The following is a 24,383-nucleotide window of genomic DNA, read 5'->3' as shown; positions in this document are numbered from 1 at the left end:
AAAGCCCGGTGCGGCGGGTCCGGGCGGCGCCGGGCACGCCTCGGTGATACCGCCCGGTGGAGGGTGCCCGCCGACCACCCCGCTTGCCATCTACGGCAACGGCCGTTTACCCAGCTCACGGCCCACTTTCAGTGGTATGACGTTGTCGGATCAATCGGTCCCCGCAGCGATGGGAACGCAGGCACCTCGGCGAGTCCGCCGGGCCGCCTGGTGCGGTTGGCGGGCGGCACCGGCGGCGAGGGCTGGTGTTGCCGGACCACCCCTGTCCGGCAGGGGCCGCGGCGAGAACCGGCCCGGTGGGCTATAGGCCCATCGACGGGCCGTGGTCGGGGTGCGGATCCGGGTGGTCGCGGTAGTGGTCGATGCCGGTGGCTACCTGCCGCCTGTGCTGTCGCCGACGTGGTTGCTGGCGAAGTAGAGCAGCCGGAGACCGTAGGTGAGGGCGCTGTAGCCGTCCTCGGCCGCCCGCAGCTCGTCCTCGGTGAGCCCGCCGTTCTCGGCGGCGTGCTGGAGGGACTGCGCCAGGCGTTCGCGCGCCAGAGGCGCCCGCCGGGCGGTCTCGTCGAGATCATGGTGGAGAAGACCCCGGCCCAGCTCGGCGGCGTCACGCAGGGTGGCCTGGACGTCCTCGCGTCGTTCGGCCTCGCTGTGGTCGCGGTAGGGGTCGTTCTCCCAGTCCTCGATTTGGGACGGCAGGGTCGTGCCGGGGGTAGGCCGGCGCCGCGGGATGCGGCTGCTGTGGACCAGGCATGGCTGCTCCCCGGCTCGCTGGTGCGGCACCGGGGCGCCGGCGATCGCCGTGGGGCAGGAGCAGCCGAAAGCCGCCAGCACTGCGGCACGGATGGCTTGCGGATCGGTGCCGGGAGCGGCGGCCGCGGCGGCTCGGTCGGCGATCAGGTCGGGAAAGGACCTCACGGTGCTCATGCCGATACCTTAAGCAACTGTCCACACCGTTCGGATCGGCGTGTCACCACGGTTCGGTGGACGTCCGGCGGCCGATCTCGTGAAGTTGCGTGAAGAGGTCCTCGCGTTGCTGCACCGCCTCCCGGGCGGCCTGGGCGGTGGCGGCCCGTTCCAGCCGTTCGGCTTCCGCCCGGCGCAGGCGGGCCTGGTTCGCGGCGGCGGACGCCACCTCGAGGGCTGCGCGCCGGCCTTCCCCGCCCCGCGCGTAGTAGGCGGCTCTGCGCTGGTCGGTCCACTGGTGGGCACGTTCGGCCGCGTGGTGCTGCTGCCGTTGGCTGACGACGGTCATGGCGTGGCGCATCTCGCTCCAGCCTCCCGGCATGATGTCGTCCAGCTCGTCGCGGTCGACCCACCGCCACTGGCGTAGCCGGCGCTGCACCCGGTAGAGCAGTTGCTTGCGGGGTAGCCGGTCGTTCCAGCCGGTGTCGGGGTGCGGGGTGGTGTCCGGCATCTGGTTCAGGGCGTGGATCACGTCGCGGACGCACCAGCCGCCGTTGAAGTAGGGCCGGCAGATCTCGTAGAGGTCGGCGGGATCGAGCGGGCCTTCCTGGCTGTGGCGCAGGCCGACGACGAGCTGCTGCAGCACGGCGATCGCGGCCATGCCCTGCTCGAGTCCCGAGGGTGCCTGGCGCGGGTCGAACGCGAGGTTCTCCGGTTCGGCGGGGGTCAGGCAGTGCTGGCACTGCCACACCCGGCCACGGGGTGTCCGGAACGTTCCCCATTTCGTGTTCGGGGTGAAGCAGGTCTGACAGTCGCTGGTGGGGGGTGGATTGTCGACGGAGCCGGCGCCTTCCCACATTGCTGTTCCCCCTCTGCCTCGCGGTACCTGGCGCAGCATACCGGCGTAATGGCCGTCGATCTCGGACACGGATTGTGGACTCGCCGCGGACGGCGGCGCGGAGACGCGGGGCTCCTCGGTGCGGCCAAGCCCGAGGAGCCCCGCGGGCATGAAGGGGTCGAATGCCGGGTCGCGCGGCTGGGTGATCAGCCCCAGTGGCCGCGGGCTTCCAGCTGGTCGGCGTGCGGGCCGCAGTAGCCGTCGTAGCCCTCCCCGTCGTCGAGGCGGGCTCCGCACACCGTGCCGTCTTCCGCGAAGCCGCAGACGTCGCCGGGATCGGCGTCCAGGTCGGCGGCGTGGGCAGGGCGGGGCGGTTCAGTAACCGAACTCATAGGTCTGCCCGACCAGGGTGGGGTCGCTGCAGGCGGTGACCGTCACGTCGTACCAGGCGTCGCCTTCGGTGCGGCCGGTGCCGGTGAACGCGAAGATGTGTTCGTAGAGCCAGGCGCTGTGGGCGTTCTCGTCGTCCGGTGACGGCGGGGCGGGGATGACGGCGTCGGTCACGTGGGTGTCGATCGTGTCGCCGTCCTCGTAGGTGTTCTCGATCGTCAGGCTGATGGTGATGGTGGCCGCGGCTGACGGGGCACCCATCGCCTCGGTGCCGAGGTCATCACCGGGATGCGACACGGGCCGCTCCTTTCGGCAGGCGCTTGTTTCCTGCTCCCATTATCCCGCAAAACCTATGCAAGTAACAAGGTTTTTGGAGATCGGATCGAGCAGCGCGGGACGGCTCTCGCTGTTCAGTCCGGTCGGCGCGGTCGACGCCGAGGCCTGGTCCACAGCCGAGCTCAACGGAGCTCGCACCTGTCCACCGTGGGATCCAGCAGCCCGGCAATCCGCTCCGGTCACCGCCGCCTCCGGCCGTGCGGTGAAGGACCGGCCGGGAGCCGGTATCCTCAGGTCTACGGTGGCCTGCGCTGCCGGCTTCTCCTGTCGTTGCCAGCCCACGCCCGGCGATGCGACACCGAGGGACAAGGCGATCGTCACGCAGTCGTAGCGGCTCCGGCACCGTCCATGACACCGGTGATCGCGTGGGGACCATCGGGGAACAGGATCAGCCGTGAGCAGGGACTACGCTGCCAAGAACCTCGCCGACCAGCTGGGCATCCCGTATGCCGCCGCCCTCCGCCAGATCCGCGCGGGTGCGGCACCGGCCCCCTCTCCGGAAGCGGACGCCACCGGCCTCCCGGTCCGGGCCGCGGCGCCGATGACGAGCGGCCTCGCGGCCCTCGACGCTCTCACCGGAGGCTTGCGCCCCGGCCAGCTCGTCACGTTCGCCGGCCCGTCGATGTCGGGGCTCAGCGTCGCGCTGGCCACCGTCGCGGACCAGGTGGCCGTGCGACAGAACGTCTCGACGCTGTGGGTGGAGATGGAGTCCGACACCCGAGTCGTCGGGGAACGGCTGCTCGCCGGCGTGGCGCAGGTGGAGCTGGATCAGCTGCGCAAGGGCTCCGAGGACGTCCTCGAGCGGCTTCGCCCGGCCCTGCAGGTGATGGCCCGCACCCCGCTGTTCATCGAGGTCGACCTGACCTCCACCGACGCGGTCAAGCGCGCGGTCCAGGTCTCGCCGCACCGCCCGCGGCTGCTGATCATCGACGGGGTCCGCCTGCTCGACCTGGACCGCGACGAGGACGACTACGGCGCCCATCTCGACCGGCTGGCCCGGCGGCTCAAGGAGTTGGCGGTCGCGCTCGACATCACGATCTGCGTGTCGCAGCCGGTGCTGTCGGTGACCGACGTGACGACCGCTCCCGATCTGGAGGGCTTCGTCACCCACGCCGATCAGGTGATCCTGCTGCATACCACTGGCCGGGACTCGCGCCACTCCACCTGGACGCTGGCCGAGATGGAGTTGGTGAAGAACCAGGCCGACCCGACCGGCCGGATCCCGGTCGTGGCCCACTTCGCGGTCGGCCGGTTCGCCTCGGATCCCGGCGCCGCCGGCGCCGCGCGGCGCTAGACCGGCGATCGACGGACGCCCGGGCTCACCGAGCCGGGCGCTCCGGTTCGGTGTGGGGTGAGGAACCCCCGGACACGAAGATGGGGCCTTCGGGCAAGGTCGAAGGCCCCATCGGGGTGTGGCGGGCCGGAGCCCGCGGTCGGTCAGCCGACGTGCTCCGCCGGCGGCGCGGCGGCCGCCTTGGCGGGCCGGCCGCGCTTGCGTTCCCAGCCGGCCGCGAAGCGGCGCCAGGTGCCGGCGAGCCAGATGCGGGCGCCCTGCCTGCCGGCGAGCTTGGCGACCATCGGCAGCTTCTCGGGCTGTTCCTTGACGAGCTGGTCGATGCGCGCCGGACTGACCCCGAGGAACTCCGCGGCCTCGGTGACGCCCCACAACTCCGGTACGCGCGGGCGCAGCAGGCGCAGGTCGAACTCCTGCTGAGTCATGACCTCGATCGCGACCGGCTCGGCCTCCATCAGGCCGGCGGCGGCGTCGGCGACGGCCTTCTCGGCCCGGGTGAACGCGGCACGCATGGTGCCGGCGCCGACGGTGAGGTGCAGGGCGACGCGAGCGTCATCCTCCACAGACACCGCGGGGGCAAAGTCGGCCAGCCGGTCGGCGAGCTCGTCGACGACGTCGTCGCTCACCTCGCCGGCCACGGCCAGCTCGACCCGGACGCTCCAGGGTGCGGTTGCCATGCGGGTACTGCCTCTCCTCGTATGACGCTCGGGGGCGGGACCGGCCCGGCCGATCCCGCCCTCCCCGTTCTACCGACCCGGCGGCGGCCAGATCAGCCCGGCCCGCAGCATGGCCGCGAGCCCGTTGGCCCAGGCACGGGAATCGCTGGGCGTTCCGGAGAACGTGGCAACCGGCCGGTTGCTCTCGTCCTTGATCATCCAGTGGCCGCGGCTGGTTCGGCGAACCGTGAAGCCTTGGTCTTCGCAGGCGTCGAGCAGCAGACGCAAATCCTTCGCGCTCTGCAGCTTCCTACCAGATGCCATCATGTCCCCTTGCCTTTGGACTTGTCAAGGATAAGCATAGATCAAACCTATGTACTTGTAAAGGTTTTCTGGGTACGGTGATCGCACGGCGGCACTACTGCGCAAGCCCTCCGCAAGCGCCGCGAAGCCGACTTCACCAGGGAAGACACGGATACGCATGCAGCAGATCATCACGACGTCCACCGGACGCGGCCCTTGAGGAACATCGGAACGAAAACTGGCGCTAAAGATGATCTTGAAGTCGGTCGAGCGGGCACAGCCTCGATGCCGCTCGTGGTGCTGGGTGATCTACTCCTGTGGTGCGCGAGATCGAGTGGGACGAGGTCCAGGATTGGTTCGATCCTGTGGGGAACGGCAGCGCGCCGGACATTGCCATTGCAGACACGACGCTGGACGACTGGCAAGCGTTGCTCACGATGATCCGGACGGATGGCTGGCGCGCGGAGTACGAGATCGGCGATGAGCGTGTCGGTGTCCCGGCCTCGGCCGCTGATCTCTTCGTGCCCAATCCGGAGGGCTGGCTACGGTCGCTGTGGGTGTGGCCCCAGCCGGACATTGAGCTGATCTTGAGGGTGTGGACTCCGGAGGTGATCGTCGGTGACGTCAGCCTGCACGAGTTGCAGGGGCAGGAGCGTCTGGACGACTTCTGCGGAATCCTGCGTCGCTTGGGACAGCGGCTGGGCAAGCGGGTGGGAATGTACGCGGAGGGCTGCTACGACGCCTACCCGCCGATGCTCGCCTACGAGGTCACGCAGGACCGCGTGGTGTTCCTCGCCGGCCCATGGCGGGCCTGAGCTCCCGGGCTCAGATCGCGCCATGGGCTTCGTTGACGTGCAGTGGCAGCCTGTGAGTCCCGGACGACCCGATTCACCTGGTGATCTGCTCGCGGGTGGCGCTTATAGCGGCGAGCAGCATCTCGTCCGCACGCATATCGGCGTCGAGGTCGCCGAGGGTGAGGTCCACCCGCTGCCGCGAGGCCAAGAACCGATCCAGGTAGGGAAGTATCGGCCGCGCATGCGGCCCCATCAGTGCGAGGACGCGCAGCGCCTGGGGCGCGTACAGGTCGTCGGCCAGGTACTTCGGCAAGGCCTTCAGTAGTTCAGGCGCTATTGCGGGACCGTCCTGGAGCCATAGCGCGCCTGCCGATTCCACTTCCTCAAAGCCCGCAACCCGGAACAGGCTCCGCAGCTGCTTGCGCTGGCGGACGGTGAGCCCGCCGTTCTGGGCGAGCCAAGTCAGTAGGCGTGATGCGAAACGCCCTCGACGAGGTTCTTCCGGTAGCTCGGCGAGATACCGTTCGGCCACCTCACGGTCTGCTGTGACGTGGAGAAGGGCGAGCGTTGCGTCTTGTGTCGGGTACTGCCGCAGCTCGGAGGCTGCTGCGGCGGCACCTGGGCCGATCTGTCGCAAGGCGTAGAAGGTCAGGTCCGGGGTGTCGTTCTCGGCGCCTTGGAGTCTGGCGATGAGTTCCGGCACCGCGGTTGCCGCGGCCGGGCCGAACGCGGCGAGCACTCGCATCGGCAGTTCCGGCGCGCAGGAGGCCGGAAGCGCAGCCAAGATCTGCCGGGCGGCGGCTACTGGCGTGTCTGGATCGGCACCGGCATGGGCGACCGCTCGGAACGCTTCGGCCAAGCGAGGCTCGCGGCTGTCGTTGCGCATCAGCTGTACCAGATATGGCACCGCTCGGTGGTCGCCGACGCAACCCAGCGCGGTTGCTGCCAGCGAACCGACCTCGGGGTCGTCCATCAGCTCCGCAAGATTGTTGGCGGCCAGCCGTGATGCGGTCAACGACGCCGCCACCGCGTGCAGCGCCACCGATCGGATCTCGGGAGGGCCATCCTTCAGTAGGCCAGTCAGCATCGGAGTTATCCGGCCAGGGGCTGCCCGCCACGCATGCATCGCGGTGACAGCCATCTGTACGCCTTCGAGCCTGACCTGTGGACTCTCAGTCGGGTTCGCCAGCCGCCGCGCCCAGGAGCAGCAGGTGTTCTCTCGGTCGAGGCTGACCAGCGCCCGGGCCCAGCGCTGACCTGCTGTCTTCACAGGCCGGAAGCCCGGCGCGTCGAGAACGCCGGCGGAGGCCTGCAGATCGGTGCGGATCGCAGCGTCCAGCGCCGGCCAGGCCGCCGGATCGTCTTCGTCGAACACGGCGATGTTGGCCAGTAGCCGGACGGCCGGAACGGGATCCGACTGCAGGTGTCGCAGAATGGCTCGCCGTCGCGGAATCTTGTGCCAGGGCATGGCACTCACGAGGGCGACCCGGACGGTCGCATCGGTCGAGGCATTCAACGCGGCCAAGGCCCGCTCGGGTTCGGCGGTGTTCGCCAGTAACGTCGCCGCGGAGCGCCGCACCACGATGTCCGCGTCGGGCAGGGCCGGCTCGGCGGTGTCCGCGAGCAGCGGCCAGCCGGAGGAGGCCTGGTCGCATAACTGGTTCAGCAGCTCGAAGATCGTTCGGCGCGCCGACACGTTCTCGTTGGTCGTGAAGGTCAGCAGGCGACGGGTCATCAGCCCGTCCCGGTCAGCCCGGACGAAGTAGGAGATGTGTTGCCGGGCATCACTGCTGGATTTCAAGACGTCGCCCGAGGCGACGCCGGTCTCCAGCCATTCCCAGTTGGTAGGCGATCCTGTCGCCGCCGGGCCGTTCACTCTGCGAGGCGCGAGGCGCCTTTCCGGTAAGTCATGAACCTGATCTTCGCTTACGACCGTTCCCGGATGCAATGCGGGCAAGTATTCGCAGCGCAGCATGTCGGACATGATCAGTGCTTCGTGCGACGGGGCTCTCGCAGAAACGTTCGTTTGCGATAGACCCCTGCTGGGCCGACCGCCCCAGGGGTCGTCGCAGCGCAGCAGTCTACCGAAACCCACATCGAAAACAAGACACCGTAACTTCGCCCAGCAGACGAATTTCGATAGAGTCGGTCGGTGGGACACAAGATCGGATACGCCCGAGTCAGCACCGCCGACCAAGATCCGCAGCTGCAACTCGATACGCTCGCCGCCGAGGGCTGCCTAAAGATCTACAAGGACGTCGCCACCGGAACTAAGGCCGAGCGTCCTCAATGGCAGGCATGTCTGGGTGACCTTCGCCCTGGCGACACCCTCATCATCTGGAAGATCGACCGGCTCGGCCGCAACCTGCGCGACCTGGTCGACATCGTCGCCGCGCTCGAAGAACGCGGCGTCGGGGTCAAGTCGCTGACCAACGGCATCGTCGACACCACCACCGCCCACGGCAAGCTCGTCTTCGGCATGTTCGCGCTCCTGGCCGAATACGAGGCGGCCCTCATCAAAGAGCGCACCCTCGCTGGCCTGACTGCGGCCCGAGCGCGGGGCCGGGCCGGCGGCCGCAAACCCAAGATGACTCCCGCCCTGATCAACAAGGCGCAGCGCATGTACGACTCGAAGCAGTTCACCATGGCCGAAATCGCGGCTTCATGCGGCGTCACTCCCATGACCATCTACCGCAACATCAAAACCACCCCGGATACCACCACCTGACCAGCATCCGGAGTCAAGATCACCTACTTTGCCCTTTGCCGGGGCTTCGGAGTTCCGGACCTCGGGTCCTCAGCGTGATGCAGCGCTGCGCTGCCGCAGGAACGGTACGACTGCGTCCAGGAAGCCGGCTGGCTGATCCCGGTGCACATAATGACCGGCGGTGATCGTGACCAGCCGGGCGTCCGGCATCCGGGCTGCCGACTGCGCCAGAAACGCCTGCCGGTCGTGGCTGCTGGCCCCGTCGACGATGAGCGTCGGGGTCTTGACCGCGTCCGTGCCCTCCCACCAGGACGGATCCGGATCGGTCAGCTGAGCACGGATCGCGTTGATCACTGCGAAGTCGAACGGCGTCGGCTCGTCCGGTGCGGCCAGCGGCGGCCGGTGCAGATCTCCGGGCCGCGGCACTGTCGCGTCCTCCAGCACCAGATGCGTGACCCGATCTGGGGCCGCCTGCGCCACCAGCACCGCAACAACAGCCCCCATGGAATGCCCGACCAGCGCAACCCGCTCCAGCGGCACCGCATCTAAGAAGCCGAGAACGTCGTCGCGCATCAGTTCGAACGAGTAGTCACCAGGACGGTCGCTGTCCCCGTGCCCGCGCAGATCCAGCACGAAGACGCGGAACGCGGCGGCCAGCCCGTTCAGCACAGGGTTCCAGTCAGGCCCGCTGTCACCCAGCCCGTGCAACAACACCACAGGTTGCCCGCCCGGATCCCCGGCTACCCGATAGCGAATGCTGACATCGCCCACATTCATCGATTCGAACACGCGGTCACCGTAGCCAACTACCGCGACGCTGACGAACTCGGGAAGCAGTAGCGGAGGAGCCGAACCCTGGCGGTGGAGCGGCTGCTGTCCGTCGAGGCGCTGGACTTGTCCGTGGCGCCCAATGGTGACCAGGTGTATTGGCTGGCCATCGGATTGCGGTGCCGGGTCGTCGGTGGCGACGCCCGGGTCAACGATGACGAGTCCGTCGACGTCGGCTGGTTCGACCCCAAGGCGGTGCCGGCTCTTGCCCTGCATCAGGCTCGCTGCCTGCAACTCGCGCTGGCTGATGACGCCGATGCTTGGGTCGCTGGCCGTTCCGCTCTCGCCCAGTCGGCGTAGTTTGTGGCGCGGGCAAGATCCAGCGGCATGCTGGCATCAGCCCACGTCGGTGTCCGGATCGCGTAGCGGCCTGAGTCGCTGTGCGCTCGTGTAACTGCCGGAGCCAGGCGATCTCCCTGTCTGTCCAGGTGCCGCCGTGGTTCGCCGGGGTATTCCGCTGGGGACGGGAAGGATCCGCGTTGGCGGCCGCGGAGAGCAACCCGGCCAAGACGTGAAGGTGGGCACGAACCGGCATGTGGCCGTCGATCCGGGTGATGATGTCGCCGTCGCCGTCGGCCCCCGTGACCTCGATCGTGATGCCGGTCGCGTCGGTGGACATCCTCAACCAGCCCGAGCCGCCCGGCTGATCACGCGTGGCCCCGGCCCGGCCTACCCGCAGCTCAGACGGCCCCGCTGGCCAGGTGCACCGTCAATGAACTCCGCCGAGTCTTCCACGCGCTGGTCATCGAACCCGCCGCCGCATCGCCGACGTCATCGCCTGGTCCCTATTTCGCCGACGGCATCAAGCCGCACCGCGAGAACCAGCCACTACGCCCGACAAGCCCTCAAAGAGCCGTAGAACAGATCTCCTGCTGGAGTATTAGATCAACTGCCTAGTGTTGATCTAATACCTGGGAGCTACGGCGACCCTTAAGGGACAAGCTGAGGCGCTCACTATGCCGTTCATAAATCCCCGTAGCAGCGGGCCAGCACCAAAGGCAGCGCTGGTCAGCACCAATACGCTGAGCAGGGCGGTCGCACGCCGAGTCGCCGCTGAAATAATCAGCATTTTTGTTTAACTTCGGGCTCGAAGCTACGGCTTGGGCCAACAAAAATCAGAGGTAATGTGTCGAACGTTAACAACTTTGTTTATTTTTAATGAGCAATCTCTTTCACCCGAGCCAAGACATAGACAGATGACAATCATGCTGGGTACGCTGGTCGGCACGGGGGCCCTTTTTTGTATCAAAACCGGAAAGATCTTTCTTTCGCGGCCCCTCTACCGTTCTTCCTTGATGGAGGGTACGTCAATGAAGCATGCCTTCAAGGCAATGATCGTCGCATTGGCCGTGGCAATGGCGGCCATGGTGCCTACATCCAGTGCGTCGGCCTCTATCCCACGATCGCCGACCCCGTCGGCGACTGCGGATCCGGTCGTATCGATCATGAGCGCCTTCGGGACCGCCCCGGTGCACACCTTCAGCTACTCCTGGGGCGGCGCAACCATCTCCGTCCCCGCAGGCTGCCTGTTCAACCACGCTATCCACGGCTCCGGCAACTACGTGCAGAGGCACATCGTCGGTACCGACTGCATCGGCCCGGGCTACTGGTGGGGCGGGTTCTGCAACTACCAGTTCCGGATCCGCTACTACAGTACGTCGAATCAGAACTACTCGACCTACACGTCGCCATTGACTTCTCGGTGTGACTACAACACCAGCTATACGTTCAACCAGAATCTGAATTTCCGGACCGGCTACGCATGCGCAATCCTCGTCATCAACGGCGCCGAGCGAGCGCGGCAGTGCCATAACATCTTGGCATCATAGGCCCTGATAGACCAAATCGGCTGACGACTCTGACGGCTCTGCAATCGCCGCACCCGGGCCGTCAGCCGATTTTTTTTTCTTTACGGACACGGCGACGCCGGATCACGTCGGCTACGCCGTAAAAAGCAACGCTCACCAGTAGGGCCGGCACGAAGTAGGTGCCGATGATATGGCCCAGCCCCCAGCCCGATTCACTGAAAATAAAATCTAAACTCATCGCTATGTTGCCCCTTTTTCCTTCGATAACGTCAGCCCTTGGGCATGACTCGATCGTTGTCTATAGCTCTAGCACCATAACCGCCTAAGCCATCTGAAGTCACCCTGACGCACCCCCAGCCAGAAACATCAACTAGACAGACGCCCCGGCAGCGGCTCGTAGCCGAGAGCAGCACACCGATCAGGACGGCGGGAGCCTGCGCGCCAGGTCGATGTCCTGGGAGGCGCCCACCGGACGCAGAAGCTTCGGGCGGGCGGCTGACAGCATGTGCTGGACACCGGACGACCTCGGGGAGGCGCTGTGAAGCCCGTCGTGTTTCATCAGGCCGATGGCCGATGGCCGGCTGGTACGTCGTTGCTGCATGTGTATGTGCTGGTGGATCCCGATCGGGACGCCGAGGTGGTCCGGCTGGTCGACGCCGGCCAGGGCGCGGCCGCCGGCTTCGCGGTCAGCCCGGTGGCGCGGCGATGGCTGCATCTGACGATCGACCAGGTCACCGACCCGCCGGGGGCGGACATCTCGCCTGCGCAGCAGACCGCGCTCATCACCGAGCTACAGCGGCGCGCCGCCGGGCTGGCCCCGTTCGAGGTGCAGATCGGCTCGCTGCTGTCCTACCACTCCGGGGTGATCGCCGATGTGCACCCCGACGACGATCTGGCCGAGCTGTACGCGGCCGTGCACGACGGCATCCACAGGGTCCTCGGGCCCGCTGCCGCCCGCTACCCGTACCAGCCGCCGCATCTGAGCATCGGCTACGCCCATGCCGAGGGCGACTCCGACCAGCTCCAGCGGCTGCTGCGCCGGGTCCGGCCCGGCCACGCCACGCTGCACGTCGACACGATCCACCTGGTCGACGTCACCGCGACCACCGGCACCATCCGAGAGATCACCTGGAGACATCTCGCAGCGATCCGGCTCGGCACCGGCACCGCGCTGGTCACCACCCCCGCGGCAACGCCGCCCCGCTTCCCCGCCGATGTCCGGCACCCGGTGGGATCCGCTGAGCTGGCCACCGGCCTTCAGCTGGTGTCGCTGGCCGGTCGCGCGGTCGCCGCGCGCCACCGGGGCCAGCCCATCACGGCGATCCGCCCCGGAGCCGAGGGGGCCTTCGCCGAGATCCGCTACGCCGGCACTCTCGACGCGGACGTCCAGGCGCTGAGCGTGCTGGCGGCCATCACCGCCGCCACCCGGTATCTGGAGCACCTGGGGCAGGACGACCCGCAGAACCTCGCCGTGATCATGGACTCCACCCGGGCCGAGGTCGCCCGGGAACGCGTCCAGGTCCCGTGGGACACCCTGGCCGCCGAAGCCGGCCAGGTCGTCGACCGCCACTGGGACGCGGTCATGAGCCTGGCGCAGCGCCTGGCCGACAACGCGGGCATGCACGGCGCCCTCTGAGGAGCGCTCCCGGCACGGGCGCTCCCGCCATCGCGGCCAGACGTACTCTGACCTCATGATCACCCCCGCGTTCGGTCCCGTCGCCGATGCCACCGCGGACGTGGCCGCCGCCAACATCGCCGCGTTCGCCGCCGACGTGCACACCAACGCCACCGAACGCGGTATCGCGCTCGGCTACACCCCGCAGGTCGGCGAACCGCAACGCGATCCGGACCACGACGCCGACGGCCGTTTCGCCTGGACCATCACGGTCAACGGGGCGACCGTCCGGGTGCTGATGCCCGGCGTCGACGCCGCGGTGCTCCGGCACGTCACGTCGGGCCAGCGGGTCGGCGGCTACCTGCCGAGCGATGTGCCAGCGCTGCGGGTGGGCGACTCCTGGGCCTGGTGGACCACCGCGGCGATGTGGGCGGCACCGCTACCGGCCCGACCGTGACCCCGGTAGCACCCGGGCCCCCGGCCCGGCCCCCGCAGCCCGTGGACTGGGGTGCCCTCACCCCGCGACTGCGGCCCGGCGACCGGGTCTGCATCACCCACGGCCGAGTCGCCGGGCACATGGCGGCGATCGGGATACCCGTCTGCTCGCACTGCCGTCAGATGATGAGCACGGTCCGGTTCGGCCGCGACGGCGTCCCGAACCGCTTCGAGGAGCCGATCCCACCGCACTGCGACGCTCCGGAGCGGCACCCGTTCATCGGCGGGGCCGTGACGATCAGCTGGCTACCGTGCCCCTGCCCAGCCGCCCAGTCCGGGCAGGGCGGCCACCGGGCCTGGCGGTGCTCAGCGTGCACCACGCAGGGCCGGACCACCGTGCTCCAGTGGCCGACGTGCTCACGCACCGACTAATTCCTTCTCCTGGACGAGACGGCCCTCGACTGACGATCTTGTGAAAACTAGCGGTAAGGCTGGTCAGAGGGCATTCGGATGATCTTGGGGCTCCGCCTGTTCGTGGCTGCTGGTTGCCGGGTTGCCATGGATGACGCGGTGGATGGTGGAGCGGCCGACGCTGTATTCCTCGGCGCGGTCGGCCAGTGTCGATTCTGAGGTGCTGTGCACGGTTGCCCGAAGTCCTTTGCACGGGGTGAAGCTCAGAGCATTCGCGAACGTTGAGGAGCCACAGAAGCGTCGTACCGGTAGGGCATGATCGCGGCGTGATTGAGATTTGTGAGCCCGGCGGAGAGCAGGACGTCCGGTGGGTGATGGCGGCACTACGTGGGGCCGGCGAGCCGGAGTTGGACGCCGTTCCCTGGGCGCGGTTCACTGACGAGTGCTGGGCACCCGACGCCGTTCCCAATCTGCTGCGGGCGCTGTCTAATCCCGACCACGCTTCCAGCAGCCTCAGCGAGCTGTGGACCATCGTGCGCACCGAGGGCACCAGCGACGTCACCGGAGCCCTCGCGGTGCCGTTCCTGCTGCGAATCGCCGCTGACCCTGCGGCGTCCCAGCGCGGCGAGCTGTTAAAACTTGCCGCCGAGGTGGGACACCGAAACCACTTCGGTACGGACATGCGCGCGTCCTTGTTCCAGATGGTCGACGAACAGGACCGCGAGACGATCGACGGGTACGGGCGCACCGTCGCGTGGACCTGCCAGGCGGCGCGGGAGGCGGTCACGGTCGACGCCCCGCTGCTGATCGGCCTGCTCGACGATCCGACTCCACCGGTCCGGGCGAACGCGGCATACGCCCTGGCCGGCGCGCTGATGCCACCGCCCGAGGTGACGGCCGCGATGCGGGAGCGCCTCGCGGTCGAAACGTCCCCGGCCGTACGGATCAGTCTGGTGCTGGCTCTCGCGCAGTTGGCGGTGGAGCACGCGGACTCGGACGTGACGGGGTGGACGGCTGCGCTGTGGGCCGACCTGGGCAACCTGCCTGACGTGCGGTTCGCCGCCGCGTTGGCCTGGTTGTGCGCGACGACCGAGCCGGTGCCGGATCGGATGCTGGACTTGTTCGCCGAGGTAGTCGACGTTCGCCTGGCTGAAGCGATGGATGATGTGCCGTGGCCCAACCACAACCTTCGCCGTGGCGGGCTGGCCGCGTGGCTCGTTGCCTTCCTGGGCGACATGCCAGATGTCCAGACGGATCTGGTGGCACTCCTGGCGGTGTCGCCCCACCCAGCTCTGCGCGCATCGGCCCTGCGTGCGGCCTACGCTGTGGCCAGCGAGTGGCGGTCGCGGACCGACGCGATGATCGGCTTGCTGGCGGATCGGCTGCACGACACTGATCCGGCCGTACGGCGCAGCGCTGCTCGGCACCTGGTCCGGGCCGGAGCCGCCGTCGCGTCCGCCGCCGATCGGATCGCTGTCGCGCTCGACGACCCGGACCCCGAGGTGTGGGCCTGGACGGTCGTAACGCTGGCTCGTCTGGGCGACGCCCGCGCGGTCGAGCCGCTGGCGGACCTACTGAGCCGGCCGGCCTATCCCTGGCCCGAGCCCCGCTGGCATCCGGATGGCAACCCCGATCCGGGCAATCTGTTACCGGCGATGAGCCCGTACGCCGAGCGGCTCGCACCGGTTGTCATAGCACGTCTGGCCGACATGGGCAACGGCTGGCAGCGTCTCCGGTGTGATCTTCTCCAGGGCATCAGCCACTGGGGCGAACATGGAGCCGGCGCTGTCGCACTGCTGACCGAGCTGCTGACCGTGCCGAACAGCGATCGCACCACCGTCGTATCCTGCCTCGCTCGGATCGGTCCGCCGGCCGCCGCGGCGGTGCCCCTTCTCGACCGACTGGCCGCTGGCGCCGAACCCGGCCTGCTGGCCATCCTGGTCTGGACACGCTGGCGCATCACCGGGAAACGCGCCGAAGACACCGCCGCTACGCTGGCCCAGCTCGCCTCGCTGGCAAATAACGGATCCCAGCCTCTGCGCCTGCTCGCCGACCTGGGTCCCGTCGCCGCGGCACACGCGCCGGCAATCCGCGCCCGGCTGAGCGCCGACAATCACTTGACGACCAGAGTGCAGGCAGCTTTCGCGCTGTGGAGCGCCACCGGCAACACAGCCGACACGGTGCCTATTCTCACTGCCGTCCTCGATGAGTCCTGGGAGTGGAATCCGTTCGGCTCCGCTGACACCACCGTCGTGGACTACCTTGCCCGGATGGGTCCGGCGGCAGCGGCCGCAGTGCCGGCGTTGACCGCCTTCCTCGAAGCCGATCGCCGGATCGGGCAGTTTGGTTTGAACGATCCAGTCGACTGGGACCAGCGTTGCCGACAGTCGGCTATGGCCGCGCTGCGCGCCATCCGTCCAGCGCCGCGCTGACTGAGGGATCCTGTTGGGTGTCCGCGACATCTCCGTCAGATCCCAAACCCATCATGTCATTTTGGGGTACACCCCAACACCACAGTCACCACCAGCCGCAAAGAACGTCAGAATAGGGTCCGGTGTGGTGTTTCTTGACGCTTGCCCGATGGCTCCATAGAGTCCAACCTGACAAAAGGCGGTCAGGAAGGTGAAGAGGATGCGCGTCGGCTACGTCAGGGTCAGTACCGTCGACCAGAACACCGTCCGGCAGCTCGACGGCATCGAAGTGGAGCGCGTCTTCACCGACAAGGCCTCCGGCAAGGACACCACCCGCCCCAAGCTCGACGAGATGATCGCGTTCGTCCGCGACGGCGACACCGTCCTCGTGCACTCGATGGACCGGCTGGCCCGCAACCTCGACGACCTGCGCCGCCTGGTCCGGACGCTGACCGGCAAGGGCGTGCGGGTGGAGTTCGTCAAAGAGCACCTCGTCTTCACCGGCGAGGACTCGCCGATGGCCACCTTGCTCTTGAGCGTGATGGGCGCCTTCGCTGAGTTCGAGCGCGCCCTGATCCTCGAACGCCAGCGCGAGGGCATCGCCGCGGCCAAACAGCGCGGTGTGTACACCGGCCGCAAACCCGCGCTCACCGTGGACCAGGCGCAACAGCTGCGCGAGCGGGCCGCCGCCGGCGAGAGGAAGTCCGCGCTGGCCAAGGAGTTCGGTATCAGCCGGGAGACGGTCTACAGCTACCTGCGCCCTGCAGCCGTCACAGGGTGATCGGCGGCGAAGAGCCGGTCGAGTTCGGCGGCGTCCGGTAGGAAGTCGGCCGGGATGCCGAGGCGTTGCAGGATGAGCACCTCCACCTCGTACCGGTCCCGGGTGCGGCGGTTCGTGGTGGCCAGGTCCAGTAGTTGCCGGGCGGCGGCGCGGTCGGTTCGGGCTCGGTTCATCGTGTCCCTCGCCGCGTGGGCGAGGTCGCGCCAGACATTGCGATACGGGGAGGGCCGGTCGCCGTTGTACACCCGGCCCGGCGTGGGCGGCCGGATGGCGGGACCGAGAACGCCGCGAGCCGTGATCCGGCCTTCGGCGGCCAACTGCACTGCCACCGCGGCCGCGCGCAGCATCGCCTTCTGGACCGGCCACGCCAGATACTCGTACGGCTGCCAGAGCTTCAGCCCGGCTCGGACTGGATGCCCGGCGGTCTCCCAGACCAGCTCCAGCGTGCCGCCGTCGCGCCGGCCTACCGTGCCTGGTGACAGGCTGACCTCGTGCAGCAGAGTGCGCAGCAGCCGGAACCACACGCCGGCGTGCAGGTCGCGGCCGGGCAGGCTAACTCGGCCCGTGAGCAGCGCCTGCTGGGTGTAGCGGTCCAGGGTGCCCAGCGGCTCGGCCACCGGCACCGGCTCGGGCGGCTTGCCGTGCAGGATCATCTCGATGTTGACGGTGGCGGCGTCCTCCAGCCGGCAGCCGTGCTCGGCGCAGCTGGCCATCAGCGGCAGCCGGTCGAACAGCGCCCGGGTCCGGCCCGGCCGGCCGGCGCAGACCGGGCACGTCTGGTGGTGCCGATACCGCGGCAGCCACGGCCCGCGCCACAACTGGTATCGGCTCAGCGCGTTCCCGACCCCGGCGCGCGGCGCGAGCAGCACCGAGTGGGCGCGGACGTAGTTGTCGAACGAGGCCTGCCGGTCCGAGGCGTCGAGGGTGTCCAGCAGCCACGGCCGCCAGCCGGCCAGGGTCGTCGCCCGGATCCGGGCCAAGTCGACACCGGTCCGCTCCGCGAGTGCGGCGAGCATGGCCGCAGGCGGGTCCCGGTCGAGATCGTGTGGCACGGTCAGGCCGACCAGTCCGAGGTTGCCGGTGAGCAGCTCGGCCGGCGGAAGGGCGTAGAGCTCGGCGAGGCGGGCGAGCCACGACGACAGCGCTTCCAGCGGGCCGGGCGGTGGGTGCAGCGGCCACCGCGGCGGGCTCATACGAGTTCCCGCTCGAACAGCCGGCGCCGCTCGGTGGGCCCGAGGTAGGAGGCCAGCTGCAGGGTGCGCTGGTTGATGGCCTCCTCACCGGAGTTGATCGCCGTGATCGCGGCGCCGGTGAGCAGCCGCGTCAGCTCGCCGATCGTGCCCTCGCTGCGGGTCAGCAGGTAGCGCGCCATCTCCTCGGTCGCGATCGGCGACGGCCGGCGCAGCGGAAACGAGGCGGCGAAGCTGGCCAGCAGCGAGCATGCCTCAGCGCCGGGCTGCCAGAGCGGCAGGGGGAACGGCTCGAACCGGTTCTCCAGCTGGTCGTCGGAGCGGATCGCCAGGTACGCCTCGCGGGTGCCGACCCCGACCAACGGGATCCGCAGCTCGTTGCCGAGGAACCGGATCAGGTTGAGGAACTCGCGGCGTACGTCGCCGCGGCCGGCGAGGACGTTGTGCAGCTCGTCAACGATCAGCACTCGCACGCCGGTGGCGCGTAGCACCGCCAGGGCGACCTGCTCGAGTTCGGCCAGACGCTGCCGGGGCCGCAGCGGTGCGCCGAGCGCGGCGAGCACCGCGACGTAAAAGCGGAGCACCGACGGCTCGGACGGCATCTGCAGCGCCAGCACCGGGATCTCCTCCCGATCCGGGTGCGAGATCGGCGGGTGCAGACGCCGGAACTTCTCCACGATCATCGACTTGCCGTTGTTGGTCGGGCCGATCAGCAACAGGTTCGGCATCCGCTGCCGGGCAGGCCACACCAGCAGTTCCTCCAGCCGTTCAACGGCCTCGGCAGCGCGGGAGTAGCCGATCCACCGTTCAGCGCGCACGTGCCGCAGCCGCTCCTCGTCCGGCAGCAGCGCGACCGGCCGAGCACCGAGGTGCAGATGGTCCAGGTCCATGGCCTTCCCGCCGGTGCTCACCATTCCTCGATCACCGCGAACGGCTCCGCGACGGCCACCGATCCGGCCGACTCCGGCGGCGGCACCACGGCGTTCGGCGCCGAGGTCCGAGCCACCGGGACTGCGGCCCGGCGCTGGACGTCCCGGCGGGCCCGGCGGGTGGTCGCCGCGGCGGTGTCGGTGATCGTGCGCATCTGCTCGACCATCCGGAACAGGGCGGTCTCGTCGACCTGGGCGCGGCCCTGCTCCCGCAGCCGGGCGACGGCGGCCTGCTGCTCCCACAGGGTGACCGGCGGGTGGGCCAGGGTCCGGTACGGCACCTCCAGGTAGGCGCCGCCGTCCGGGTCGAGCACCCAGATCCGGCTCAGGTCCCGCGGGTCGCGGCGCAGCACGAACCGGTCGAGGCGGTTGCGGCGGGCGATCCACGGCTTGAGCGCATCGCTGAAGTACCGCACGTGATCGATGACGAACCCGGTGCGGGTCAGCGTCCGGCGGATCACCGGCAGGAAGTCCACCAGGAACGCCGTCTGCCCGGTCACCGTGATCGGCGGGGTCACCGCGGTCCCGGCGCCCCAGACCGCGGCCGGGGTCTGCCCGAGCGTGGAGTGCACCTGCCCGTGATAGGAAGCCACCGCCAGGGCCAGCCACCGCTCCAGCTCCCGGACGGTGAGCACCGCCTTGCCGTCGGAGTCGTAGCCGCCGCGCTGGCGCGGATTGGAGAACGTGGTGCCCGGCAGTTCATGGACCAGCTGCATCATCGTGCCGATCACCCGCTCGACGATCCCGCCGAAGTGCGGCAGGCCCGGCGGCCGCCACTTCACCTTGATGCCGTGCTGCTCACAGCCGCGACGCAGCGCCTCGCCCTGGAACTCGGCCGCGTTGTCGACGTAGATCTCCAGCGGCTTGCCGCTCATCGGCCACACCGCGACCACGCCGAGCCGCTCCAGCCAATCCCGCTTGTCGAGCACCGCGTGCGTCAGGCACAACCCGACCGACAGCGCCGACGGCGCCTCCAGAGTCACCACCAGACCGACCACGCAACGGCTGAACACGTCAATTGCCGCGGTGAGGTACGGCCGGCCGATCGGCAGCCGGTGCCGGTCGTCGACCACGATCAAGTCCACCGGCGTGTGATCCATCTGCACCTGCTGCAGGATCGCGGTCACCGGCGGCGGCTCCCCACCGGCAGCCTGCAACGCCCGCGCGGCGTCCGGGCCCTGCCGGGCGGTCGTGGTGGCCACCGGATCCAGCCGTGCCGCACGGCGAGCGAGGGTGCCCCGCGACGGCACCTGCAACCCCTGGGCGCGGCACCGGCGGACGACCTCCCGGTGAACCGCCGCCAGCGACCGGCGCTGCCGGGACACGTACTTACTACGCAGCACCTCGCGCATCACCGTCTCGACCGGCTCCGGCAGCAGCTCACGGCCCCGGCCACCGCTGGACCGGCCCGGAACCAGATCGGATGCCAGACCGGAACCGGCCCGCCATCGGGCCAGCATCGCGTACACCTGCCGTCGCGACACCCCGAGCTCCGCCGCGGCCGCATCCGCGGCGGCGTGCCCGACCGTCCTCCCGGCAGCAAGCCCGCCGATCACCTCGGCTCGGCGCACCGCCAGATTCCAGGCCTCCACAGGTGCGGTCAGCACACCCCGCTCGAGTAACGCCGGCTCATCGACCATGCCCAAACCTTCACTGCCGTGCACAGGAGTACGGAGCAAATCGACCGTAGTGCACACGAGTCCAGACCAGCGGAAAGTTCACACTCCCGTGCACGGCACCCGGTCAACCCCATAGCTCCATGCAGAGGACTGCGGAAACTGACAGCTGACCTGGGGAGCCGACCCACCGCCGCCCTGAGTCCCGGGGCCGTTCCACAACCATGGAAGTGGAACGGCAAGTTCAGAAGTTCAGTTAGACACGCCCGAGGCATCGAACACCAAATTGCCCCAATCCCCGTCTGGCTCATCGACGACCTGCCAGCCTGCTGGCCACACATCTTGGTGCCGTAGTCCCAGAAGGACCCGTACACGATCCATACCTGGGCGCCCCTGCTGAAAGATCGCCCCGTCGAACTTCACGGTGCCGCTGAACTTCGCCCTGACGAACTTCACGGCGCTAGTGAAGGTCACTTCATGGAACCTCGCGGCATTGGAGAAGGTCACCCAGTCGAAGGTCGCGGTGTTGGAGAAGGTGGCTCTGTCAAACCTCGCGGCGTTGGAGAAGGTGGCTCCGTCGAACCTCGCAGTGCTGATGAAGGTCGCTTCATCGAATCTGGCGGTGCCGGTGAAGGTCGCCTTGCTAAACCAGGCAGCACCGGCGAAGGTCGCTGTGGTGAAGTTGGCCTGGCCTACATGGGCTCGATTGAAGTGCCAGTTAATGAGATATGCGCCAGCTAGGTCGAGGTTGATGCCCCGCCAGAACGGCTGGTCGGTTGCGGTGCTGGCCTGCTCAAGGGTGACCTTAGCGGGCAAGGTCAGGTGGGTGATCAGGATGCGTTGCGCCGTGATCCGTACTTGCAGTTCCTGCTGAGGGTCACGGCCCACGGCCGGTGGCGCGGCGGGCATGGACAGGTCGGTGACCGGTCCGGTGGCGGCCGGCACGGTGGCAGCGGGTGGGGTGTAGGGCATGCGCAGGTAGGCGCAGAGCACGTTGACGATGGTCTGCCGCTGGCCAGGATTGTCCTGTGCGACACGCTCCAAGGCATATAGGCCACCGAGGCGTACGGCTGCGTCGGCGGAGCCGAGTTGCTCGACCGCTTTGGTATACAGGTCTGTTACCCGTCGGGCGGCTGCATCGGTCTGGGTGTGTTCCTGCGCCTCTCGGGAGAGCTGGTGGTTGTTCTCGGAGATCTCCTGAGCCTTGAGTGCTACCTGATGGTTACGTTCGGCGAGGCGATGGGTCTGCAGGGCGACTTCGTGGGCGCGTTCGGACAGCCGCTGTCGTCGCACCGCAAGCAGGAGCGCGGCAACCGCTCCGGCAGCGGCAAAGAACCCCAGTCCGTACTTAAGAGCTTCGATTTGCAACTTGGCTTGATCGGTCGCGTCGGCGGGGTGAGCGGCGATCTGCAGCATCGCCACCACAATCGCGGCACCCGCCACGGCGACCACGGCAACCACGGTTGCAATACCGGCATCCGACAGCACCCATGGCACCCGCAAGGGCTCGAGAACTGCGACTTGGCCGCCGTCCGAACCGGATTGCGCTGTTCGTTCGCCGGCATGGGACCGCCACAGCACGACACCACAAGCCGCCACCACCACGGCAGCAGCCGTTAGAGCTGGATAGTCATGGGCCAAGCCCGTGACCCACCGGACCCATGGCCACTTCCACGCTTCAAAATCGATTAGGCAAGCAGATGCCAACACCATCACCGCGAAGGTGATCACTCGTCGGTACGACACGACCCCATCTTGCACACCGTCCGCACCTACCCCGGAACGTTCCGCTTCCTTGGAACCGGAACGTTCCGGTTCCAAGGAAGTGGGACAGCAGCGGATCCAAGATCATCGCTAACGCCAGTTCCCGTTCCGGTGCTCCTCAACGGCCGACGCCGGCTGACGGTCACCGTGACCCCGACCCAGTACGGACGGGTCCTCTACGCGGTCGATCGGGTCGGCACCTTCACCCTCGAACCGCCCACCTACACCTACGACCTGACCGGCATGGGACGGCGGGTGCACGTGCGCTACGGCCGCGTTGACGGCCCCGATCCTTACCACCGCTCGCGCGACCTGCCGGACCCGCCGCGGGTGTGCACGATCGTCCTGGGCGGCGCTGCGGTGCTCGACGTCGACGACCTCGGCCGGTCCTCGTGGCGGACGCTGCCGGTCACCCGCGTCGACGGCAGCGAGGTGCCGGACGGCACCCGCCGCCGGACCTGGGAGATCGTGCTGGCGCTGGTCCAGGACTGGCTGAACCGCGCCGACCACGACGAGCTCGCCGGGTTCCACGCCTGGCACCACGCGCCGCGCCGGATCGCCGATGCGGAGCGCAGCATCGACCGGCTGACCGCCAAGATCACGCCGCTGCTGACCGAGCTCGCCGCCGAGCACCACCGGCGCGCCGCCGAACTGGCGGTCCTCGGGCGCGCTGCCCCGCCCACACCCGCCCTGCCCGATCCGGCGACTCGCGAGGGCCAGGCCATCCTGACGCTGCGCGCCGACCTGGCCGCGCTCTACCAGCGTCACCAGCTGCCGCCCGGGGAGCTCACCGCGATGCTCGAGCGCTGGCTCGCCGCGCAGGGTTTGGCGGTGAGCCACCGGTGACCAGCACTGCCACGACCGCGGCGCCGCGGCACAGCCCGGTGCCGGCGATGACCGGTCTCGCCGACTTCCGGCGCCTGGCGGTGGAGGGCAGCCGGTGGCACCGCTGCGGACCGCGCGTCGGCTCGGCGATCTGCACCGTCACCCACGCCGCGGCGGGCAGGGTGCCGCGGTTTCGCGGGATCCACGACGACGCCTCGACGTTCACCCGGGCCCGCCTGGACCTGCCGCCTGCGCCGTACCTCCGCTTCGACGGCGACACCATGCACGTGCTGGCCGACCCCCGCGACCCGACCGCGATCGTCGTCTCCTGGCGTTACCTGGGCCGCATGCCCGTACCGCCGCAGCGCCCGCCCGCGGGCCCGGGTCCGCGGGTGGTCTGCCGCGTCGACCGGCTGCAGCCCGGCGACGTCGTCTACGGCCCGGCCGAGCTGGCCGGTCCCGGTGCCGGCGGCTTCACGGTCACGGCCGTCGACCTGACCACCCAGCCCGCCACCGTCCACACCCGCGAGCAGTGGCCGCTGCGGTACGCGCCGTGGCAGCTGCTCGTCACCGTGCCGGACGGCCGGCCGGAACGGTGCCATCCGGTCCCGGTCCGGCCGCGCCGCGAACCGGCACGGGTCTACCTGACCGTGAACACCGTGGCCTGGCTCGGCCGGCCGGATCTGGCCGACATGCCCAAGTGCATCAGCCGCAACCGGCTCGCCGGCTACCGCGGCCGGCGGATACCGCGGTCGCTGGCGCTGCTGCTGCTGGACTCCGGCGGCTTCACCGAGCTCAAGGACAACGGCGGATGGCGCCAGGACGCCCAGCAGTTCGTCGACGAGGTCCGCGGTCATGTGGCGCAGCTGGGCCCGGACCGGGTGGTGGCCGTCGCCCAGCAGGACTGGATGTGCGAGACAGAGGTCATCAACGGCGGGCACACCAAGGACGGCCGGTTCGTCGGCACCCGCTGGCTGCTGGACCCGCACTGGCGGCTGAGCCTCGACGAGATGGTCGCGCTGCATCAGCGGCTCACGGTGGACAACCTGGTGCAGCTGCGCCGGCTCGCTCCCGACCTGCCGATCATCGCGGTGCTGCAGGGCCAGACCCTGCAGCAGTATCTGCGGCACATGGCGATGTTCGAGGCGGCCGGCGTGCGTTTCGGTGAGGAGCCCCTGGTCGGCCTCGGCAGCGTCTGCCGGCGGCAGGGAACCCAGCAGACCGCCCGGATCGTGCGCGCGCTGGCCGCCTTCGGGCTGCGGCTGCACGGCTTCGGGGTCGGCGCACAGGGCCTGAGCCTCTACGGGCGCGAGATCGTCTCCACCGACTCCAACGCCTTCTCCTATCACGGCCGGCGGCTGGGGCTGTGCCCGCACGGCGCTGTGCGGTGGGAGGCCAACTGCCCGGTCAACGCCCGTTCCTGGTGGGTCAAGGCCCAGGCCCGCCTGGCCCGGGCCACGCCGCGCCCGGGGCGCGAGGGACGTCACGCCCGGCTCGGGGCAGCCGCACGTCGCCCGCCGGGTCACAATGAGCCGTGACCGGTCTGCGA

The 24,383-nt window shown here is 69.0% G+C and carries 26 protein-coding genes; 11 read left to right on the top strand and 15 right to left on the bottom strand.

Annotated features, from left to right (window positions below; all coding sequences use genetic code 11):
* Positions 1–372 precede the first annotated feature (372 nt).
* From ACQ0O7_RS30635 to ACQ0O7_RS30620, 4 genes are all read right to left on the bottom strand, one after another.
* On the bottom strand, positions 373–924 hold the full coding sequence (locus tag ACQ0O7_RS30635) for a hypothetical protein (RefSeq protein WP_430787037.1): 552 nt from the start codon (positions 922–924) through the stop codon (positions 373–375).
* 43 nt (positions 925–967) lie between these two features.
* A complete protein-coding gene (locus ACQ0O7_RS30630; protein ID WP_430787035.1) occupies positions 968–1,654 on the bottom strand; it encodes a hypothetical protein in 687 nt (228 codons plus the stop codon).
* Positions 1,655–1,947: 293 nt separating this feature from the next.
* Entirely contained in the window at positions 1,948–2,133 is a 186-nt protein-coding gene (locus ACQ0O7_RS30625; protein WP_430787033.1) for a hypothetical protein, read from the bottom strand.
* Positions 2,117–2,428 (bottom strand): hypothetical protein, encoded by a 312-nt coding sequence (locus tag ACQ0O7_RS30620; protein WP_430787031.1) that lies wholly within the window; start codon positions 2,426–2,428, stop codon positions 2,117–2,119. Before ACQ0O7_RS30620 ends, ACQ0O7_RS30625 begins: the two co-directional genes overlap by 17 nt.
* Before the next feature lie 433 nt (positions 2,429–2,861).
* Between ACQ0O7_RS30620 and ACQ0O7_RS30615 the strand changes: the two genes are divergently transcribed.
* Positions 2,862–3,761 (top strand): DnaB-like helicase C-terminal domain-containing protein, encoded by a 900-nt coding sequence (locus ACQ0O7_RS30615; RefSeq protein ID WP_430787029.1) that lies wholly within the window; start codon positions 2,862–2,864, stop codon positions 3,759–3,761.
* A gap of 143 nt (positions 3,762–3,904) precedes the next feature.
* Here ACQ0O7_RS30615 and ACQ0O7_RS30610 read toward each other — a convergent pair whose 3' ends face one another.
* The gene (locus ACQ0O7_RS30610; protein ID WP_430787027.1) at positions 3,905–4,438 is read right to left on the bottom strand and encodes a hypothetical protein; all 534 of its coding nucleotides are present in this window, start codon (positions 4,436–4,438) and stop codon (positions 3,905–3,907) included.
* Positions 4,439–4,507: 69 nt separating this feature from the next.
* A complete protein-coding gene (locus ACQ0O7_RS30605) occupies positions 4,508–4,705 on the bottom strand; it encodes a hypothetical protein (protein WP_430787025.1) in 198 nt (65 codons plus the stop codon).
* Positions 4,706–5,040: 335 nt separating this feature from the next.
* Between ACQ0O7_RS30605 and ACQ0O7_RS30600 the strand changes: the two genes are divergently transcribed.
* Positions 5,041–5,535 carry a hypothetical protein gene (locus tag ACQ0O7_RS30600; protein WP_430787023.1) on the top strand — a complete coding sequence of 165 codons (495 nt, stop codon included), beginning with the start codon at positions 5,041–5,043 and terminating at the stop codon, positions 5,533–5,535.
* Between the two features lie 73 nt (positions 5,536–5,608).
* Here the strand turns inward: ACQ0O7_RS30600 and ACQ0O7_RS30595 are convergent, their stop codons facing one another.
* Positions 5,609–7,498 (bottom strand): HEAT repeat domain-containing protein, encoded by a 1,890-nt coding sequence (locus tag ACQ0O7_RS30595; RefSeq protein ID WP_430787021.1) that lies wholly within the window; start codon positions 7,496–7,498, stop codon positions 5,609–5,611.
* Positions 7,499–7,666: 168 nt separating this feature from the next.
* Here ACQ0O7_RS30595 and ACQ0O7_RS30590 point away from each other — a divergent pair, with 168 nt between their 5' ends.
* Positions 7,667–8,242, top strand: a complete 576-nt coding sequence (locus ACQ0O7_RS30590) for a recombinase family protein (protein WP_430787019.1) — start codon at positions 7,667–7,669, stop codon at positions 8,240–8,242.
* A 69-nt stretch (positions 8,243–8,311) separates the two neighbouring features.
* On the opposite strand, the gene ACQ0O7_RS30585 is transcribed toward ACQ0O7_RS30590, so the two are convergent.
* A complete protein-coding gene (locus ACQ0O7_RS30585; protein ID WP_430787196.1) occupies positions 8,312–8,992 on the bottom strand; it encodes an alpha/beta fold hydrolase in 681 nt (226 codons plus the stop codon).
* Between the two features lie 90 nt (positions 8,993–9,082).
* On the opposite strand from ACQ0O7_RS30585, the gene ACQ0O7_RS30580 reads away from it, so the two are divergent.
* Entirely contained in the window at positions 9,083–9,349 is a 267-nt protein-coding gene (locus tag ACQ0O7_RS30580; RefSeq protein WP_430787017.1) for a hypothetical protein, read from the top strand.
* An 896-nt stretch (positions 9,350–10,245) separates the two neighbouring features.
* Entirely contained in the window at positions 10,246–10,878 is a 633-nt protein-coding gene (locus ACQ0O7_RS30575) for a hypothetical protein (protein ID WP_430787015.1), read from the top strand.
* Positions 10,879–10,939: 61 nt separating this feature from the next.
* Here ACQ0O7_RS30575 and ACQ0O7_RS30570 read toward each other — a convergent pair whose 3' ends face one another.
* On the bottom strand, positions 10,940–11,095 hold the full coding sequence (locus ACQ0O7_RS30570) for a hypothetical protein (protein WP_430787013.1): 156 nt from the start codon (positions 11,093–11,095) through the stop codon (positions 10,940–10,942).
* 363 nt (positions 11,096–11,458) lie between these two features.
* Between ACQ0O7_RS30570 and ACQ0O7_RS30565 the strand changes: the two genes are divergently transcribed.
* Positions 11,459–12,493, top strand: coding sequence for a 2'-5' RNA ligase family protein (locus tag ACQ0O7_RS30565; protein ID WP_430787194.1), 1,035 nt, complete (start codon positions 11,459–11,461; stop codon positions 12,491–12,493).
* Between the two features lie 55 nt (positions 12,494–12,548).
* On the top strand, positions 12,549–12,929 hold the full coding sequence (locus tag ACQ0O7_RS30560) for a hypothetical protein (protein WP_430787011.1): 381 nt from the start codon (positions 12,549–12,551) through the stop codon (positions 12,927–12,929).
* A gap of 157 nt (positions 12,930–13,086) precedes the next feature.
* Here the strand turns inward: ACQ0O7_RS30560 and ACQ0O7_RS30555 are convergent, their stop codons facing one another.
* On the bottom strand, positions 13,087–13,332 hold the full coding sequence (locus ACQ0O7_RS30555) for a hypothetical protein (protein WP_430787009.1): 246 nt from the start codon (positions 13,330–13,332) through the stop codon (positions 13,087–13,089).
* 70 nt (positions 13,333–13,402) lie between these two features.
* Complete coding sequence (locus tag ACQ0O7_RS30550) at positions 13,403–13,549, bottom strand: hypothetical protein (RefSeq protein ID WP_430787007.1); 147 nt, start codon at positions 13,547–13,549, stop codon at positions 13,403–13,405.
* A 95-nt stretch (positions 13,550–13,644) separates the two neighbouring features.
* Here ACQ0O7_RS30550 and ACQ0O7_RS30545 point away from each other — a divergent pair, with 95 nt between their 5' ends.
* Both ACQ0O7_RS30545 and ACQ0O7_RS30540 read left to right on the top strand, forming a co-directional pair.
* Positions 13,645–15,750 (top strand): HEAT repeat domain-containing protein, encoded by a 2,106-nt coding sequence (locus ACQ0O7_RS30545; RefSeq protein WP_430787005.1) that lies wholly within the window; start codon positions 13,645–13,647, stop codon positions 15,748–15,750.
* A gap of 199 nt (positions 15,751–15,949) precedes the next feature.
* Positions 15,950–16,510: a recombinase family protein gene (locus tag ACQ0O7_RS30540; protein ID WP_430787003.1), complete on the top strand. Its 561-nt coding sequence runs from the start codon at positions 15,950–15,952 to the stop codon at positions 16,508–16,510.
* Here ACQ0O7_RS30540 and ACQ0O7_RS30535 read toward each other — a convergent pair.
* The 4 genes from ACQ0O7_RS30535 to ACQ0O7_RS30520 all read right to left on the bottom strand — a co-directional run bounded on the left by ACQ0O7_RS30535 (position 16,480) and on the right by ACQ0O7_RS30520 (position 21,991).
* Complete coding sequence (locus ACQ0O7_RS30535) at positions 16,480–17,703, bottom strand: TniQ family protein (protein ID WP_430787001.1); 1,224 nt, start codon at positions 17,701–17,703, stop codon at positions 16,480–16,482. The genes ACQ0O7_RS30540 and ACQ0O7_RS30535 overlap by 31 nt on opposite strands.
* A complete protein-coding gene (locus tag ACQ0O7_RS30530; protein ID WP_430786999.1) occupies positions 17,700–18,611 on the bottom strand; it encodes a TniB family NTP-binding protein in 912 nt (303 codons plus the stop codon). The genes ACQ0O7_RS30535 and ACQ0O7_RS30530 overlap by 4 nt, the downstream gene beginning before the upstream one ends.
* Positions 18,608–20,269, bottom strand: a complete 1,662-nt coding sequence (locus ACQ0O7_RS30525; RefSeq protein ID WP_430786997.1) for a Mu transposase C-terminal domain-containing protein — start codon at positions 20,267–20,269, stop codon at positions 18,608–18,610. Before ACQ0O7_RS30525 ends, ACQ0O7_RS30530 begins: the two co-directional genes overlap by 4 nt.
* 228 nt (positions 20,270–20,497) lie before the next feature.
* The gene (locus ACQ0O7_RS30520; protein WP_430786995.1) at positions 20,498–21,991 is read right to left on the bottom strand and encodes a pentapeptide repeat-containing protein; all 1,494 of its coding nucleotides are present in this window, start codon (positions 21,989–21,991) and stop codon (positions 20,498–20,500) included.
* Positions 21,992–22,156: 165 nt separating this feature from the next.
* Here ACQ0O7_RS30520 and ACQ0O7_RS30515 point away from each other — a divergent pair, with 165 nt between their 5' ends.
* A complete protein-coding gene (locus ACQ0O7_RS30515) occupies positions 22,157–22,855 on the top strand; it encodes a hypothetical protein (protein ID WP_430786993.1) in 699 nt (232 codons plus the stop codon).
* The gene (locus ACQ0O7_RS30510; protein ID WP_430786991.1) at positions 22,852–24,372 is read left to right on the top strand and encodes a DUF7221 family queuine tRNA-ribosyltransferase-like protein; all 1,521 of its coding nucleotides are present in this window, start codon (positions 22,852–22,854) and stop codon (positions 24,370–24,372) included. The genes ACQ0O7_RS30515 and ACQ0O7_RS30510 overlap by 4 nt, the downstream gene beginning before the upstream one ends.
* Positions 24,373–24,383: the final 11 nt, after the last annotated feature.

It is taken from the genome of Actinoplanes sp. G11-F43, assembly GCF_050589265.1.
GTDB lineage: Bacteria > Actinomycetota > Actinomycetes > Mycobacteriales > Micromonosporaceae > Actinoplanes.
The sequence above is the reverse complement of the archived record's forward strand: the minus strand, read 5'-3'. Positions and strand labels throughout refer to the sequence as shown.

Bases quoted from the DNA above. Each gene is read 5' to 3' on its own strand.
- ACQ0O7_RS30635 (WP_430787037.1), bottom strand. From the start codon at position 924: ATGAGCACCGTGAGGTCCTTTCCCGACCTGATCGCCGACCGAGCCGCC.
- ACQ0O7_RS30525 (WP_430786997.1), bottom strand. From the start codon at position 20,269: ATGGTCGATGAGCCGGCGTTACTCGAGCGGGGTGTGCTGACCGCACCT.
- ACQ0O7_RS30540 (WP_430787003.1), top strand. From the start codon at position 15,950: ATGCGCGTCGGCTACGTCAGGGTCAGTACCGTCGACCAGAACACCGTC.
- ACQ0O7_RS30560 (WP_430787011.1), top strand. From the start codon at position 12,549: ATGATCACCCCCGCGTTCGGTCCCGTCGCCGATGCCACCGCGGACGTG.
- ACQ0O7_RS30570 (WP_430787013.1), bottom strand. From the start codon at position 11,095: ATGAGTTTAGATTTTATTTTCAGTGAATCGGGCTGGGGGCTGGGCCAT.
- ACQ0O7_RS30575 (WP_430787015.1), top strand. From the start codon at position 10,246: ATGACAATCATGCTGGGTACGCTGGTCGGCACGGGGGCCCTTTTTTGT.
- ACQ0O7_RS30625 (WP_430787033.1), bottom strand. From the start codon at position 2,133: ATGAGTTCGGTTACTGAACCGCCCCGCCCTGCCCACGCCGCCGACCTG.
- ACQ0O7_RS30535 (WP_430787001.1), bottom strand. From the start codon at position 17,703: ATGAGCCCGCCGCGGTGGCCGCTGCACCCACCGCCCGGCCCGCTGGAA.
- ACQ0O7_RS30610 (WP_430787027.1), bottom strand. From the start codon at position 4,438: ATGGCAACCGCACCCTGGAGCGTCCGGGTCGAGCTGGCCGTGGCCGGC.
- ACQ0O7_RS30595 (WP_430787021.1), bottom strand. From the start codon at position 7,498: ATGTCCGACATGCTGCGCTGCGAATACTTGCCCGCATTGCATCCGGGA.